This window comes from Brasilonema octagenarum UFV-OR1 (assembly GCF_963888615.1).
GTDB lineage: Bacteria > Cyanobacteriota > Cyanobacteriia > Cyanobacteriales > Nostocaceae > Brasilonema > Brasilonema sennae.
Genome location: NZ_CAWPKW010000193.1, coordinates 22,471 through 37,999, shown reverse-complemented (window position 1 = coordinate 37,999; position 15,529 = coordinate 22,471). Strand labels below are relative to the sequence as shown.

19 protein-coding genes, 1 tRNA gene and 1 pseudogene are annotated in these 15,529 nt (G+C 42.4%); 14 read left to right on the top strand and 7 right to left on the bottom strand.

The window, feature by feature from the left end; all coding sequences use genetic code 11:
* The 11 genes from AC5590_RS13790 to AC5590_RS13740 form a co-directional block, all read left to right on the top strand.
* A partial coding sequence (locus tag AC5590_RS13790) for a TPR end-of-group domain-containing protein (protein WP_169264210.1) occupies nt 1-450 on the top strand: 450 nt, incomplete at its 5' end.
* 84 nt (nt 451-534) lie between these two features.
* A complete protein-coding gene (locus AC5590_RS13785; protein ID WP_171975910.1) occupies nt 535-873 on the top strand; it encodes a DUF2281 domain-containing protein in 339 nt (112 codons plus the stop codon).
* The gene (locus AC5590_RS13780) at nt 866-1,231 is read left to right on the top strand and encodes a type II toxin-antitoxin system PemK/MazF family toxin (protein ID WP_169264209.1); all 366 of its coding nucleotides are present in this window, start codon (nt 866-868) and stop codon (nt 1,229-1,231) included. Before AC5590_RS13785 ends, AC5590_RS13780 begins: the two co-directional genes overlap by 8 nt.
* 125 nt (nt 1,232-1,356) lie before the next feature.
* The gene (locus AC5590_RS13775) at nt 1,357-1,611 is read left to right on the top strand and encodes a UPF0175 family protein (protein ID WP_169264208.1); all 255 of its coding nucleotides are present in this window, start codon (nt 1,357-1,359) and stop codon (nt 1,609-1,611) included.
* Nucleotides 1,608-1,811, top strand: coding sequence for a DUF3368 domain-containing protein (locus AC5590_RS13770; RefSeq protein WP_169264241.1), 204 nt, complete (start codon nt 1,608-1,610; stop codon nt 1,809-1,811). Before AC5590_RS13775 ends, AC5590_RS13770 begins: the two co-directional genes overlap by 4 nt.
* 136 nt (nt 1,812-1,947) lie before the next feature.
* Nucleotides 1,948-2,955 (top strand): mechanosensitive ion channel family protein, encoded by a 1,008-nt coding sequence (locus AC5590_RS13765; RefSeq protein ID WP_169264207.1) that lies wholly within the window; start codon nt 1,948-1,950, stop codon nt 2,953-2,955.
* A gap of 167 nt (nt 2,956-3,122) precedes the next feature.
* Nucleotides 3,123-4,142, top strand: coding sequence for a DUF389 domain-containing protein (locus tag AC5590_RS13760; protein ID WP_169264206.1), 1,020 nt, complete (start codon nt 3,123-3,125; stop codon nt 4,140-4,142).
* 380 nt (nt 4,143-4,522) lie between these two features.
* Nucleotides 4,523-4,744, top strand: a complete 222-nt coding sequence (locus tag AC5590_RS13755) for a hypothetical protein (protein ID WP_169264205.1) — start codon at nt 4,523-4,525, stop codon at nt 4,742-4,744.
* Complete coding sequence (locus tag AC5590_RS13750) at nt 4,722-5,051, top strand: type II toxin-antitoxin system PemK/MazF family toxin (protein ID WP_169264204.1); 330 nt, start codon at nt 4,722-4,724, stop codon at nt 5,049-5,051. Before AC5590_RS13755 ends, AC5590_RS13750 begins: the two co-directional genes overlap by 23 nt.
* 320 nt (nt 5,052-5,371) lie before the next feature.
* Nucleotides 5,372-7,168: a GTPase HflX gene (hflX, locus tag AC5590_RS13745; RefSeq protein ID WP_169264203.1), complete on the top strand. Its 1,797-nt coding sequence runs from the start codon at nt 5,372-5,374 to the stop codon at nt 7,166-7,168.
* Between the two features lie 468 nt (nt 7,169-7,636).
* Entirely contained in the window at nt 7,637-8,095 is a 459-nt protein-coding gene (locus AC5590_RS13740; RefSeq protein ID WP_248277190.1) for an EamA family transporter, read from the top strand.
* Between the two features lie 205 nt (nt 8,096-8,300).
* Here the strand turns inward: AC5590_RS13740 and AC5590_RS13735 are convergent, their stop codons facing one another.
* A complete protein-coding gene (locus AC5590_RS13735; protein WP_169264239.1) occupies nt 8,301-8,771 on the bottom strand; it encodes a GNAT family N-acetyltransferase in 471 nt (156 codons plus the stop codon).
* Between the two features lie 214 nt (nt 8,772-8,985).
* A complete protein-coding gene (locus tag AC5590_RS13730) occupies nt 8,986-10,152 on the bottom strand; it encodes an LLM class flavin-dependent oxidoreductase (protein ID WP_169264202.1) in 1,167 nt (388 codons plus the stop codon).
* A gap of 152 nt (nt 10,153-10,304) precedes the next feature.
* Between AC5590_RS13730 and AC5590_RS13725 the strand changes: the two genes are divergently transcribed.
* The gene (locus tag AC5590_RS13725) at nt 10,305-10,580 is read left to right on the top strand and encodes a lipopolysaccharide assembly protein LapA domain-containing protein (RefSeq protein WP_169264201.1); all 276 of its coding nucleotides are present in this window, start codon (nt 10,305-10,307) and stop codon (nt 10,578-10,580) included.
* An 87-nt stretch (nt 10,581-10,667) separates the two neighbouring features.
* On the opposite strand, the gene AC5590_RS13720 is transcribed toward AC5590_RS13725, so the two are convergent.
* Nucleotides 10,668-10,811, bottom strand: a complete 144-nt coding sequence (locus AC5590_RS13720; protein ID WP_211178359.1) for a tyrosine-type recombinase/integrase — start codon at nt 10,809-10,811, stop codon at nt 10,668-10,670.
* Between the two features lie 130 nt (nt 10,812-10,941).
* On the opposite strand from AC5590_RS13720, the gene AC5590_RS13715 reads away from it, so the two are divergent.
* A complete protein-coding gene (locus tag AC5590_RS13715) occupies nt 10,942-11,790 on the top strand; it encodes a class I SAM-dependent methyltransferase (RefSeq protein WP_169264200.1) in 849 nt (282 codons plus the stop codon).
* Nucleotides 11,791-11,803: 13 nt separating this feature from the next.
* Here the strand turns inward: AC5590_RS13715 and AC5590_RS13710 are convergent, their stop codons facing one another.
* From AC5590_RS13710 to AC5590_RS13695, 4 genes are all read right to left on the bottom strand, one after another.
* The gene (locus AC5590_RS13710; protein ID WP_246163090.1) at nt 11,804-12,064 is read right to left on the bottom strand and encodes an IS200/IS605 family accessory protein TnpB-related protein; all 261 of its coding nucleotides are present in this window, start codon (nt 12,062-12,064) and stop codon (nt 11,804-11,806) included.
* 157 nt (nt 12,065-12,221) lie between these two features.
* Nucleotides 12,222-12,809 (bottom strand): hypothetical protein, encoded by a 588-nt coding sequence (locus AC5590_RS13705; RefSeq protein ID WP_246163091.1) that lies wholly within the window; start codon nt 12,807-12,809, stop codon nt 12,222-12,224.
* A gap of 173 nt (nt 12,810-12,982) precedes the next feature.
* Nucleotides 12,983-13,054, bottom strand: a tRNA-Cys gene (locus AC5590_RS13700).
* 260 nt (nt 13,055-13,314) lie between these two features.
* Nucleotides 13,315-13,932, bottom strand: coding sequence for a chromophore lyase CpcT/CpeT (locus AC5590_RS13695; protein WP_169264199.1), 618 nt, complete (start codon nt 13,930-13,932; stop codon nt 13,315-13,317).
* 319 nt (nt 13,933-14,251) lie between these two features.
* Between AC5590_RS13695 and AC5590_RS13690 the strand changes: the two are divergent.
* Nucleotides 14,252-15,526 (top strand): annotated as a pseudogene (locus AC5590_RS13690) (tetratricopeptide repeat protein).
* The last annotated feature ends 3 nt before the right edge of the window (nt 15,527-15,529 follow it).

The following is a 15,529-nucleotide window of genomic DNA, read 5'->3' as shown; positions in this document are numbered from 1 at the left end:
ACACCAGAAGTGGTAGAAGAAGAATCCAATCGTTTGGTACTGGAAGGTGACTATAAGAAATATCTGCAACTGAATGCAGAACAAAAGATTGAGAAAGTCCTGGAATTTCAAGAATTACTGACACAACAACATCAGACAGAGAGTCGTAAGCCTAGTTTACTACTTGAATTTGCAAAGTTATTAGTTGCTGCTAAGGAATATAAAGAAGCGATCGCATCTTACGACCAAGCACTGAAATTTAAACCTGACTATGATTCGGCTTGGTACAACAAAGCTTGCTCCTATGCTCTTCAAGGTAACATTGAGCAAGCAATTGAAAACCTCGAAAAAGCAATTCATCTGAATCCTGATAAATATCAGGAAATGGCTAAAACCGATTCAGATTTTGATAGTCTTCGTGAAGATGAGCGCTTTTTGGTGTTGATTCAAGCACAGCAAACGGGTAATTAGTTAAAGTTATTTTAGAAGTACTATGTTGCTCACCATAAAGAATAAGGCTACAAAATAAAACTATTGTTAGGGAGTTCTATTTAGATGTCAGAAACAATCAACATTGAGCAAGCAGTCTTAGATAATCTGCGGATACTTCCAAATACACAACAACAGGAAGTACTGGATTTTGTAGAATTTCTAGTGCAAAAATCAGGAAAGCTAAAGCAGGTGAGCAGTGAATGTTCAGATTCTAGTATTTCATCAACCACTCAAAAGAAAAAACAATTATCTCTGCAAGAAATTGCAAAGCTTCCTGTGGATGAACGTCACAAATTACTAGCACCTTATATAGCTGCAACAGCTGAAGATTTTTTAAACGACCCAGAATTGACAGAGTTTTCTGTTTTGGATGGGGAAGACTGGGAAACTGAAAATGACTAATCCCAGACGAGGTGAGATTTGGCTTGTGCAACTTGATCCAACCAGAGGACAAGAAATTCAGAAGACGCGCCCTGCTGTTGTGATTAGTTCCGAGATGTTTAGTGCTATCCCCATGCGGATAATTATTCCTGTGACGACTTGGCAACCCAAATTCCAAAATCGCCCCTTCATGGTTCCAATCCAGCAAACTGATAAAAATGGTTTAGATTCCAATTCAGCAGGTAATGTCTTACAAGTTCGGAGTGTAACGACAGAACGATTTGTCCGGTGTTTGGGAAAAGTATCCGAAGAGGTTATGCAAGAATTGCTCGCAGGTTTAATTATCTGTATTGATTCTTCTTTTGAAAGCAACAGTTGAATTTCTAATCGGAAGGGATTTCAAAACAATACTTATTAACTCGTGCTAAAAATTCCTTCCCAACCTACATATCTGTCGCATTCTTTTCTAAAATCGGTATAAAGTCAAGAATATCTCACAATAATATGTCATTACAACTGAAAATTGACTACCCAGAAACTCTACCAGATGCTCTGCAACAGACTCGAAAACAGTTTGAACAAGAAGCCAAAATGGCAATGGCGGTGAAGCTGTTTGAAATGAAACGCATTTCCTCAGGTGTAGCAGCACAATTAGCAGGCGTGGATCGAGTTTCTTTCTTGCTCAATTTGCATCGTTATGGAGTCCCAATGATTGATTTAACAGAAGAGGAACTGCTTAGCGATTTAGAAAATGCCTGATTGATGAAACTGCTGGTAGGAGGGTAGCAAGATTAAGTAGTCTTTCAGTAACAGGTACTATTGGTATTTTGTTACGTGCTAAGAAAGAAGGATACCCAGTTTCATTACAGCAAGCCATTGAGCGGATGCTAACTCGTGGTATTCGACTGAGTGCAACAGTCATCACTTTTGCGCTTGAGCAAGCTGGTGAAAGTGGCTAACTTTAAAAGAACGAGCAATTGCACTTAGAGTAGCAATTTCATTTATCAAAGTTCTTTTTTAACTAACTAACTATAGACAGATGTTACAAGTATTGTTTTTTACTAACATCTGGAAGTTGGTAAAAAAGCAATTAACATGAACATACAAATCTCCGCTCTTTGGGACAAAATCCAGGGAATGATTAACGGATTTATTATCCTACTCCCTAATATGGTGCTGGCAGTGATTGTTTTTGCTATCTTCTTTTTTGTTGCTCGAACAATCAAGCAAATAGTCAAACGTTTTACCAGTAGGTATCGCCATGCTCGAAATTTAGGATTAGTTTTAGGACGGTTGGCACAGGGAACAACTATTTTGATAGGTTTATTTGTTGCTTTATCAATTTTAATTCCTACATTTAGAGCAGGTGATTTGGTTCAATTATTAGGAATCAGTGGGGTAGCTATTGGTTTCGCCTTCCGCGATATTCTGCAAAACTTTTTATCTGGTATTTTAATTCTACTAACAGAACCTTTCCGAATCAATGACCAAATTGTTTTTAAAAACTTTGAAGGAACTGTTGAAAATATTGAAACACGGGCGACAATTCTTAAAACTTATGATGGTCGGCGAATTGTTATTCCCAATTCGGAGTTATTCATTAATTCTGTGACTGTGAATACTGCTTTTGAAAACCGCCGATTGCAGTACGATGTTGGCATTGGTTACAGCGATGATATCGACAGAGCAAAAGAATTAATCTTGGAAGCAATGCATAGTGTAAATGGAGTATTGAAAGACCCTGCTCCTGATGTGCTATTGATGGATTTAGCTGAAAGTAGTGTTAATATCCGGGCACGTTGGTGGATTAATCCGCCACGTCGGGCAGATGATCTTAGTTCACGCGATCGCGTACTATCTGCCATCAAGAAAAAGCTCCTCGAAAACGGCATCGATTTACCTTATCCAACAAGACAAATTTTATTCCACGATCAAACTGAAGAGACAGATGGCGACCGATCGCGTCAACGTGAAGGCTGGCCTGCTGGTAAAGGTGAGTACCCAAAACCTCGACGTATTAGTGACAGTATCAGAAAATTAGCACAATTACAAGCTCAACGAAATGGCAAGGTTGATTCTCAAATCACGAACGATGAAACGTGATGATAATCCATACATTGCAGAAGATGAACTGCAAATAAGCTGATTTTTCAACCTTTGCAAGAAATTAAATTCAGAGATTATCACCAATAGTAGATGACTGGATTGAAGCACTTGATATTTAATCAGACAATCAGCATTGAATGAAGTGAGAAAGTGAGGATTAGACTTTGCTAGTAATTATTCGCGATCGCTTCAGGTTCTTTCGACAAAATCGACCAGAACCAACTATAATCCATGAACTACAAACAGATTTACTTGATGAATCTACCCTGAATTCAACTTACTTAATTTTGATTGTTGGTTCATGTGCCATTGCTACTTTTGGGTTACTCAGCAATAGCACTGCGGTGATTATCGGAGCTATGATTGTTGCACCTTTAATGTTACCAATTCGCGGGTTAGCTTTTGGCGCATTGGCGGGTAATGTTGATTTGTTTCGTAAAGGTTTAATTGCAGTCACAGTTGGAACTCTGTTGGCCATGGCGATCGCGTGCACTTTGGGTTCAATTGTTGGTATTTCCAACTTTGGTAGCGAAGTTTTAGCACGTTCTCAACCGACTTTGTTAGATTTAGGTATTGCAGTAGCTGCTGGTGCAATTAGTGGTTACGCCAAAGTGGAACCGAAGATATCTAGTACTTTAGCAGGAACGGCGATCGCTGTTGCACTAATGCCACCTGTTTGTGTGATTGGTTTGGGTTTATCTCAAGCAAACTGGGCACTTAGTCAGGGAGCAACTTTACTCTACCTGACAAATCTTTTGGGCATTACTCTTGCTTGTATGTTGACTTTTTTAGTTGTCGGTTATTCTCCATTAGGAAGAGCTAAAACACCTATTATTTTAACCCTAGTTTTTACAGGTGCATTGCTCATTCCTCTAACAGTCAGTTTTGGTAGATTAGTCCAACAAGCGCGGTTAGAAAACAGTGTCAAAAAAGCATTATTGAATCGAACTGTTACCTTTCAGCGCCTAAATTTAATTGAAAGCGACACTAACTGGTTAACTAATCCGCCTGAAGTACGATTAAGTGTGCGGGCAAAAGAACCTGTGACACCTAAACAAGTAAGATTGTTAGAAGAATTTTTGTCAAAAGAAATGGGACGACCATTTCGGTTAATATTTGAAGTTGGACAAGTTAAAGAAATTACAACAGATACCCCAGCTTCTGATGTCAACGAGAGTAATTGAGGCAGAATTCTTCTAGGTAAAATTTGTGGCATAGGAGAAGCGATGGACTACTGCAAGTCCGTGAAGTGTAAATAATAAAAGCTCAAAGCCAGATACAAATCCCTTTTTACTTGTAACTTAAGAATTGCTGTTGTAAATCCTTTCCTTCACCCAATTCCGAAAATTCCGCGTCATTCCCATCACCCCAATTCTTTGACTTTCCTCTAAAAATTGAGGAATTTTGATAAAAGAAAGAACTATCTTCTATAAATATAGGCTATTCTGAAAATCAGTAACCGCATTTGGTTGTCCATACAAATAGAGGAGAGAAGCTCGAAATTGTTAGTGCTAGAGTTGTTACAAAACTAAACTAACACTATGAAAATACCAACAATAAATCTATGAAAAGTGAACAAAAAAACTTGACTTACGAAATTGAAGTTAAACCAGGGGAAAAATTGAATCTCCCAGAATCATTACTGGAAAGTGTGGGTGCAGGACACTGGATCATAACTATCCAACAAAAAGCAAAAGAACCTGTAAATACCCGTAGCCATGATGCATTTTTGAAAGGCTACGCACCAGAAGACGAAGGACTATATGACGACTATCCAACCAGGTGAATTTTGGGTAGCAGACATTCTATTCACAAGCGGTGGCGGTTCTAAAAAGCGCCCAATACTCATATTGTGGTTAGATGGAGATGATGTTGTAGCAGCAGTCGTCACATCAGCCAAACCACGTACACAGACTGATGTACCTCTTAATGATTGGGCTGCAAGTGGTCTACGTGTTACTTCAACTGTGCGTCTATCTCGACTGGACTGTCTAGAAAAGTCTTTGTTGCTTGTGAAGATTGGGCAGATTTCCGAGTCCGATGCAAAGCAGTTGAAACAGGTATGGGATACGTATATTAAACCGCAATTTTAAATCATGAGGCAAGAGTGGCGTCAGAATTTCTAGCATGCCTCTGTCATAAGCAAGTTGGCAGGCTCGGTCTTCCCCCATTTGGGCTAGCATGGTTTCAAAGGTGTGCCAGCTGATGTTTCTTAAAACAACCCTTGATTCTGAGGGGATGCGTGTTGTTACCATTGCTTTATTGGGTATAGGCTTATATCATACAACATAACGTCATATCGAAATTTAAAATATTCAGAAAAAAGCATCCTCCCTAAGTAAGATTTCTGACAAAAAAAGAGTGAGATAAAATAAAATAAGTAGGATTCGGGGGACCATATTACTGGTCATAAATGCTTATCGAGACTATCTTTGGTAATCTCCAAGGTCTAAAGTCTAGTCAGCTGAAACAAATACAGCGACTGTATCACCAGCGCATATCAGGCGATCGCATCACAACGCCTGAATTTTCTCAGCGACTGGCAGCAATTAGCACTGAAATCAATCAGCCAGTGTGTGCTTACCTCAACCGTCGCGGACAAGTGATCCGCGTAGGAGTAGGTACACCGCGCCAAACGCAAATTCCACCTTTGGAATTACCGCGTTATGGCGCAGAACGATTGAGCGGTATTCGTTGCATCGCCACTCACCTAAAGCCAGAACCGCCTAATGAAGCGGCGCTGACTGCTATGGCATTGCAACGATTGGATGCCTTAGTGATGCTGAATATTACCGGAACAGGATTTCAACGACGCGGTGGCGGCGCGACGGGCTATGTCAAGGAAGCTTACTTAGCTCATTTGAAACCCCAAGACGCTCGCGCCCTGATCAGCAGCCCAACTATGGAAAAAGTTTCTCATCTTCCACCTGCAGGCGGGGAGAATAAGGAGGGTAAAGAACAAAACAACAACCTTCCATACACAAGTTGGAGCGTTTCGCCACCCATGAGTGTGGATATGCTGACAAATCAGGACTTGATGGAGTTGGTGGAAGGACTCGAAGCAGAGTTCCGGCGGGAATTTGTCGCCCAAGATGTAGACACCGACAATGATCGCGTCCTGATTGTTGGCGTTATGACTGATGATACGACTGCTCAACAATTCCAAGACACCTTGGAAGAATTGGCACGGTTGGTGGATACGGCTGGAGGAGAGGTGTTGCAGATGATGCGACAGAAGCGATCGCGCATTCATCCTCAAACAGTCGTTGGTGAAGGTAAAGTCCAAGAAATCGCCGTAGCTGCTCAAACCTTAGGAGTAAACCTCATCGTCTTCGACCGCGATCTCTCACCCACACAAGTTCGTAATTTAGAATTGCAAATTGGAGTTCGCGTAGTTGACCGCACCGAAGTGATTTTGGATATCTTCGCTCAACGCGCTCAATCTCGTGCTGGTAAATTGCAAGTTGAACTCGCACAGCTAGAATATATGCTACCACGACTGGCTGGTCGAGGTCAAGCAATGTCCAGGCTGGGGGGTGGTATTGGGACTCGTGGTCCTGGTGAAACCAAATTAGAAACAGAACGCCGTGCCATTGGGCGACGTATTTCCAGACTACAACAAGAAGTTAACCAACTACAAGCACATCGGGAACGGTTGCGCCAGCGGCGACAACATCAAGAAGTTCCCTCAGTGGCTATTGTTGGTTACACCAACGCTGGCAAATCTACGCTGCTAAATACTCTCACCAATGCAGAGGTTTACACAGCCGACCAATTATTTGCCACTCTTGACCCCACCACACGCCGCTTGGTTGTTCCCCACGGCGAAACGGATGAACCTCAAGAAATTCTGGTGACAGATACAGTAGGGTTTATTCACGAATTGCCCGCATCTTTAATGGATGCGTTCCGCGCCACCTTAGAGGAAGTCACAGAAGCTGATGCTTTGTTGCATTTGGTAGATTTGTCTCATCCAGCTTGGTTGAGTCATATTCGCTCTGTCAGAGAAATTCTGGCACAAATGCCCATCACTCCGGGTCCCGCGCTAGTTGTTTTTAACAAGATTGATGAAGTCGATACTAAAAATTTAGCATTAGCGCAGGAAGAGTTTCCTTTAGCGGTGTTTATTTCCGCGAGCGAGCGTTTAGGATTAGAAACCTTACGCCAACGTCTCGGTCAACTAGTTGAATATGCCGTTTCTTATCAGTAAATAAATTTTATTTTCGTCAACATAGGGGTGTGGGGTGTTAGTGCAGAATAAGCACAGCCTTACACCTTAATTCTTTAATATATAGCAGGGAACGCTTAACGCTTAACGCTTAACAGGGTTGAAAATCTCGTGATGTCCAGATTTTCTGATTAGTTCATGTCCTAATCTACCTGACAACGGCTATAGATTGCTATATTGCACCCAATTGAAAACTGCTATAGCGCGATCGCCCTACAGAGCGCGTATCGCGCAGCGTCTCGTAGAGAAGCTATCGCTCATCGCCGTAGTACGTTTTTCAATGTTGACATACATATCATATCAAATCCGGGTAAATGCACATGGTATAAAAAACCCATAAACATTATAAATTAAGGGTGAAGGTTTGTGGGAACTGCGTGCAATCAACAGGATTTGATATCACTTCTGAAAAATCTAAATTTAATGCTGTAACAATACACAATAACCACTATGATGACTAGTGAAATAGGAAGCAAAACGATGAGCAACACAAACACATGGTGGATCTATGCATTATTGTCAGCTTGTTTTGCCGCATTAACAACCATATTTGCCAAAATTGGGGTTGAAAATGTAAATTCCAACCTGGCAACAGCAATCCGAACTGTTGTCATTTTAGTCGTTGCTTGGGGAATTGTATTTGCTCAAGGCAGTATGGTTAATCTTTCAGAAATTCCCCCAAAAACTATGTTTTTTCTATTATGTTCTGGGGCTGCTACTGGCTTATCCTGGATTTTTTATTTCAAAGCTTTACAACAAGGAAAAGCCTCACTTGTTGCACCGATTGATAAATCTAGTTTAGTATTAGTTTTATTGTTTTCCGTACTTTTTCTTCATGAACCGTTAAGTTGGAAAATTCTTTTAGGAACTTTCTTAATAGCTATAGGAACTTTGGTCTTAATCTTTTAATAATATTATTGAGGGATACTCTAATTAAATCTTTCGAGCACAAACTCATTGCGATAACGAGACAGACTACCAAATGTGATGGCAAAGCGCGTTAGTGTCAAGATCCAAGTTTTCCCGTGAGATATTTTACTCATTTTTTAAAGCTGATTATTCTCAAGAGTACTGAGCTAGTCTGAACCGAAACTTGTTCATGGGTTACTGTGGTCTAGTGCCCATTCAACACTTTACGAAACACAATCTTATCAGCGCCCGCCGTGTAGAAGTCCCGGATGCAAGCCTCCTCCTCGTAGCCGCACTTCGCGTAGAACGCCCGTGTGCGATCGAAGCTCGCTAACGTTTCCACCAGTAGCATTCGCCCACCCCGCGCCTTCAAAGTTTCTTCAACGTAGCACAGCAGTTTCCCACCGCGTCCTTGTCCCTGGCGGTCGGGGCGAATGGCGATCAATTGTAGGTTCCACGTCTGATCGGTCATCCGTTCAGGCTCACAGTAGGCGACTCCCACCGGCCCGTCTTCGTCATCGTCGTCGGTGATCCAGAAGGGATCGCTGTCGGTGTTGCCGCCGAGGTAGTCAGCCAGCATTTTGGCGAGATCCTCGAGCTCGTTCGGCTGGAAACCGATTGTGTTGGCTACGGCAATCAGCGCCGCTGCATCTTCGGGTTTTGTAGGTCGGATCATGGAGAACTTCAGTGTATGCTTAACGAGAGTTTTCAGACCATCTTGCATGATTTTACAAGGATCTCGGCTCAATACCTATAGCGCTTCTCGTTGGAATCAAGTACAGATTTATCTGCGTGTATCTGCACGGCAGGTGCTTCTCCCAAGGGGAGACGCAATCATGCGAACAAGCCGGGGAACCCGTCCAACACACTACCTCGTCCATCTGCTCTTATTAGAGTTCTCCTGTTGTCAGAGGTGTCACCGGCTGCACCGTAGGTAACCGTTCTTGAAGTTCTGCAAGCCTAACATTCGGCAGATGAGGTAACACAAGCTTTGCAAAATAGTGAGACTCCTCAATCAGGGGATAGCCAGAAAAAATGAATGCTCGAATTCCCATATCCAAGTAACGATGCAGTCGTTCAAGTATTTGAGAGGGATTTCCCACGAGTGCTCCTCCACACCCAGAACGCGCTCGTCCTATTCCCATCCATAAGTTCCCCTCAATATAGTCATCTTCGTCAGCAACCGTTCGCAGGGCATCTTGTTTCAAGACGCCTACGGAGCGAGAATCTTGTGTACGAGATTTCAACTGTACACCGCGAGCTGCATCGAGTTCCGATATCAAAGTTTTTGCCCAGAAACGAGCTTCTTCCTCGGTTTCGCGTACAATTACATGAATACGGAGTCCAAAATCGATACTTCGTCCATAAGTAGCAGCCCTCTTTGAAAGGTCTTGCATACTTTCAAACAGTCCTTCTTCAGTATCGGGCCACATCAGAAAGACATCGCAATATTGAGCACACACATCGCGAGAACCTGGTGATATTCCGCCGAAGTAAAGCAGTGGTCCGCCATGTTGCTGATACGGTTTGACTGGGTAACTCGGTAGGCTAAAGCGATAAATCTCCCCTTGAAGATTTATTTTTTCTTGCGTCCACGCCTGTTGAAGAATTTGGATCACTTCTTTACACCGTTGATAGCGATACTCAGCGTCTTCAACAAGTCCGGGGAGTTCGGAATTAATGATATTTACAGTCAGCCGTCCCTGCAACAGATGGTCTAATGTTGAGAGATGACGTGCGAGCATGGGAGGGTGGATCTCACCTGTGCGTATTGCGGTGAGTAAACTGATTTGCTGGATTTGGGATGCGATCGCCGCCGCAAAAGGTAACACTTCCTGACCCAACATATAGCTTGTGGGCAGTAGAATATTCTTGTAGCCCAAGGAATCAGCTGTGAGCACAATATCACGGCAATGTTCGTAGTTGCTGCACCGAGAGGGGTCAAGCTTTCCTAAACGATCAGTGTCACCCCCGCATAAACCGGCAAACCAACCCACCTCAGATACCCTCTGATGCGTCCTAATAGTCGAAAGCCGAGGTACATCGCCTTTAAACATCTTTTCTTTCTCCTAAATAACTCTGTAAGTTGTACTCGACTTTAGTCATTTTTGGATCAGACGGCTGATTGCCAGCAAAACTACAGAAAAACGAAGTAATAATAATTTATCAGTAATTATCCCGACCGTATAAAGAATAATATTGTAGCGCTATGAAAAATTTTACCAGTCTGCTGATATCGATAGTTATAGCTTCATGGGTGATGGGAGTAGCTATCCTCTCAGTACAAAACGCTCAACCAGTCTCTTTGAAATTTCTAACCTTCGAGTCCATTAAAATTCCAGTAGGTTTAGTGCTAGCTTTTTGTGCTGTTGTAGGGATGGTTGGTGTAGCATTGCTGCAACCCTTGTGGGGTGTTGCTGGTTCTGAGCGAAGGAATTTTAGATCAGAAGATGAAAACGAATTCTTCGCCGATGAGGAGTTTTGAGGACGAGACTTCTTCCAAAAGTCAATTTTGTTAAATATGAATCATCCTGCTAAACCCAATCTCAACTGGCGTTGAGATATTTTCGTTCTAAGTTGCAGGCAACATTGTTACCCGACTTTCCATGCCTTTACCATTCCAAACAATGATCTGCTGTTGGGCAAAATCTACATCTTTGACACGTAAATTTAGTCCTTGTGTTAACCGCAACCCAGTAGCATACAAAAATTTCACAACTAAAAGCTTAATTTTGAGTTGATGCGGCTACATTAGTCATGATATTCAGAAATTGCCCGTATAATAACTAGTTACTCCACTTTCTCTGTGGATGCTATGGTAATATTCTTCATCATAAGGATTACATATGCGGAAACGGGATCTACTGCGCCATATCCCTGGGTTCTCGAAAGTGGTCAAGCTCGTTGAGAACCTTGAGAGTGAAAACCGGCAACTGAAAAGCTGCATCCATCAGCTCGCTTTCACAACCGAAGTCCCTCTCGTCGAGACCGAGAGAGGGAGATTGATAGAAGCGGAGGACCTACCAGTTCCGAGCAGTGTCCTGAGGTATCTGGTAGCAGGTACAGAAGACGTCGAGTGGTTCCTCCACTCGGGCAAACTCGGTGCCCAGACTCTCGTTGAGATACTGGCTACACAAGGCAAGACCCTCGACGAGTTCAAGAGGATCTTAGATTTCGGGTGCGGCTGCGGTCGAGTCCTGCGTCACCTCAGAGGTCTGTCCGGCGCTGAGATCTATGGCGCTGATAGCAACCCCACAGCGATCCATTGGTGCGAAAAATACTTAGACTTTGCTCGCTTCAACGTCAACTCACTGGAACCACCCCTCCCTTATCCAGATGGTATGTTCGACCTCATTTATGCGTTCTCAGTCTTGACGCATCTAACAGAGCCATTACAAGTCAGGTGGATGAATGAGTTCCATCGCATCCTGACCCCTGAGGGTTGTTTAATCCTCAGTGTCCATGGCGACAAGTCTGTGGCGGGGATGCTTGCAGGCGATCGCCTAAAGTACCAAAAAGGGACCTTGGTGGTATGTGACCAAGATTTCATTGGCACGAACTATTGCAGTGCCTATCACCCGGAAGCCTATGTCCGTAGCGTTCTGGCTCAGGGTTTCGACGTGGTCGATTTCATCCCAGAAGGAGCCAAGGGGAATCCGCCCCAGGATGTCTACTTACTGAAGCCACACATGTAGGTTCGGGAGTCACTCACGTCAATTCGTGTAGATTTTTCAGATCTGGAACAAAATCTTCTGGTGTCCCGGGACGAAGTGAAGCCTTACTGGTGTAAGATTCCTCACCAACCTTAACGGTGATGCCAACTTTTTCTAACTTGTAAGTCAGCATCAGGGTAAACTTAGCGTGTGGTACTTGGGTAAAGTTTTGGTTGTTTCTCTTACCAAGATTAACAGAGGTTTTCCACTGTTTATTTTTACCTATATTTACAACGGTGCAACCGTTTTTTACCATTTGTCAACTATCATTTTTGTTGACTGGTGTAAATAGCTATCAACAAAATTATTGCGGTTAAGAACAATATTTTGGATACGCCTAGAAGTTCTCACAACCTAAGGCAAGAAACCTTTAAACTTTGCCAGTTGCTTGTTGTATAACTGGTTAGCAGCCTTTAATGGTTTACCTTAACTGCTATTGGTTGTATCGTCGGCTCATTAAAAACAATCGTTGCAAGATTGTCTAACCCTATATCAATAGACGCAGCTAATTCTGGATTAAGGCTACAGAAAAATTCCTCCTTGTCAGGAATTTCGTATACAATTTCTATGACGAAACATCCAGAAGTTGGAACTATCCGCACTTCACACCAGTCGTTAAATTTTAAACCAGGTTTTACAGGAATTCTGATTGGAGAGATTGAAGGAACAAGGTCAATGTCAACAAACATTACTTGGGGTGAGTTGAGGCAAAGCAGACCGTAACTATTCCTTGTAATATGTGCTAGTGGTTCTCCATTCAGGAGAAACGATGTTAATGTTGGCTCTGTTAACGCTTCATAACCGTGATCCAGATATCCCCATTCTTCAGGTGTCTTTCCCACTCTAAGTTGCGCTAAATGCCACCGTTCCCGATTTGACAAGTACTTAGGTTTTTTATCAGATTTAAGGTATCGCAGCACTTGGCGCTTTGCTTTAATATAATGTTCTTCAGAAGGAAGGATAGGAGGCGATCGCTTAATCGAAAAACCAGTATTTAACAAATTATCTGTCCTAAACTAGGAGATTGACTATTTATCTGTCAAATCCCAGAAATCGAAAAAATACAGTATTTGGTGAAAGTTAACAAATTAAAGGTCACTTAACATGTCTATACATAACTTTGACACTTAATTTATTAACAATCACAGGAAATCAGTTAATGTACAAAACTTAAAGGCGACACCCGGATTTGAACCGGGGGATAAAGGTTTTGCAGACCTCTGCCTTACCACTTGGCTATGTCGCCGCCTGTGCAGTTACTTGCACTTGACAAATTGCACTGCTTTTTATATGAGCTTTTGAATAGCTATATGCATTCAGTGCTAATCAATTATAGTTTAACTCATGACCAATTACAACCTTTGGTGTGAAAGTTAGAGTCAGCGTGAATTTGGCAGCAACTAGCATATCACAGGAATGTCCAAGTGCTAAGTTCCAAGTGATTGGATGTCGTTCCAAACTCAAAACTCAACACTAACCTTTATTCAAAGGTGCTTTTGCACTCACTCAGGAGTTAGCACTCTCCGACTCAGGAGTGAGTTTCACTTCATCTGCAAAATTAGCCCGACGGAAAAAGTAAAATGGTCCAGCGATCGACCCCCAAGCATGCTCATCGGTTTCTATATCGCGTCCTCGGTCAAGGCTAATCAATTTTTCTTCATTGACTTCAAATTCATTGTCAAGATACGTCTTTTTATTATTGCGAAACACGATACAACCTTTTCCCGGCTCTACCTTGCCTTTGAAGCTGTGACCCGTCCACTCTACAATCATGTTGCAGCCTGGCATTATTTCCACATCGTCGGCGCTGAGAGTTTTCAAGCGCTCAAGGTTACGGGATGCACCGTAGAACCGTTGTTCTTCTTTGACAGTATAGTTTTCCAAAATAATATGGTTTTCTGCGTTTATGAAGTTCAACACCCGCAAACGATAGGGGTCATTGATGATGTAGTCATAAGCTTGTTCAAGAAACAAACTCACGCCTGATGATAACCCCAAAAACACAGGACGCATACAAACACGGATGTGGGCATAAAAAGGCGGGTTTTCTATAGCTTGTTCTTGATTGCTAAAATCTGCTGCCATCCAACGGGCTAACGTGGCAATATCAGTAGAATGAGTCATTATACCAATCTTGAATTCCAGATTTTGAATTGGGTCAACCAAGCTACTTGGTATTGAAAGCTACCAATGTGTAGCTGGATAAATATAAATTGTATTAGAAAGTATTGTATAGCTTGTAGTTGACTGTTTTCTCAGGAGAATTTTTTGCTGACTCTCGTCAGGTAGAGGAAGATTGCAAATTTTGAGAGAAGTCTGATCGCTGGCTTACGGCGATCAGAACTTAAGTGGTTTTGAGTTTTGAATTTTGAATTTTGAATTTTGAATTTTGAATTGTTAACTCCCTTGTCCCTTTGTGATCCGACGAAAAGGTAAAATGTCCATGCTACGACGCTTAAGTGTTACCATTACTGCGACTGCTACATTCTGTCTGTTTTGCAATTCGCTAACATTAGCAGCGAGCACAAAGCCTCAACAGCCAGATAAATTTCCCCCGAATCCGCTAGAGATTACCACACCTGACCCACTACTACCACGTTAACCAAAAGATAAGCAGCCGCTGACTTTGCAAGAAAGTCAAAATTTGGAGGCGGCGCTAGATAAGCTCAATCAGCAAGCTACAGCGGCACTACAAGCAGCAGACAAGATAACAGCATTCGATATCTGGAATCGAGAGTTGCGCTTGCGTCGCTTTTTGGGTTCATTAGCTGAGGTGCAAGCACTGTCGCGAGTGGGTGAAATTGCTTGGAGAGAAAACAATCGCCAAGAAGTGCAGTACATCACACAGCGATTGCAAGCTATTCAAAAACAGGCGCAATCCCAAAAAACAAAATCCCAAAACACGATCGCCCAAAATACAATAGAAAACACGATAGATTTACAACTGTTGCGAGCCATAGGTCAAGCTTACCAACAAGTGCGATCGCCTAGAGAGGCGCTGCAAGTTTATGACCAAGTTTTGACAGCCGTGCGACAGCAAGGAGATACTGTAGCAGAAGTAGACACCCTAAAGACGATTGGAGAATTACATTTAAGTTGGTTTGATTACGTATCAGCAGCAGGGACTTATGAGAAATTGCTTACTTTTGGTGACTCTAAAAACGATTCTGCCAACGAAATATCATACTTACAACAACTTGCTTACATTTACAAGCAATTAAAACAACCAGAGCAATCAATAAAGATACGTAATAAGCTAGCAGAAATCTACCAACGCCAAAACAACCCTGTGGAGTTAGCAACATTAAAGCAATCTATTGGCTTAGACTACGAATCTTTGGCACGAGAAAATCCCAGCTTCCTACAAGAAGCTTTCAAGAATTACAAAGAAGCGTATACCATAGCTTGGCAATCACAGCAATATATTCGTGCTAGTGAAGTTTTGCAAAAGTTAATTCCACTGTATCGTTCTCAAGGACAAGTAGAAGAGGCTTTGCAAGCCAGCCAAATTCTTGTACAAGCACAGGAGCAAGCCGTCAACTTTTACGGTTTAATGAGTGCTTATGACCAAATTGGGCAAATTCATTTGCAACGCAAAGACTATCCACAAGCATTAACAGCTTTTCAAAAAGGTCTTGCGATCGCACAACAATTAAACTCTGACCAAACATACTTCACCCAGCAAATTCAAAAAATATCTGGGCAAACTTCGCGGTAGAGA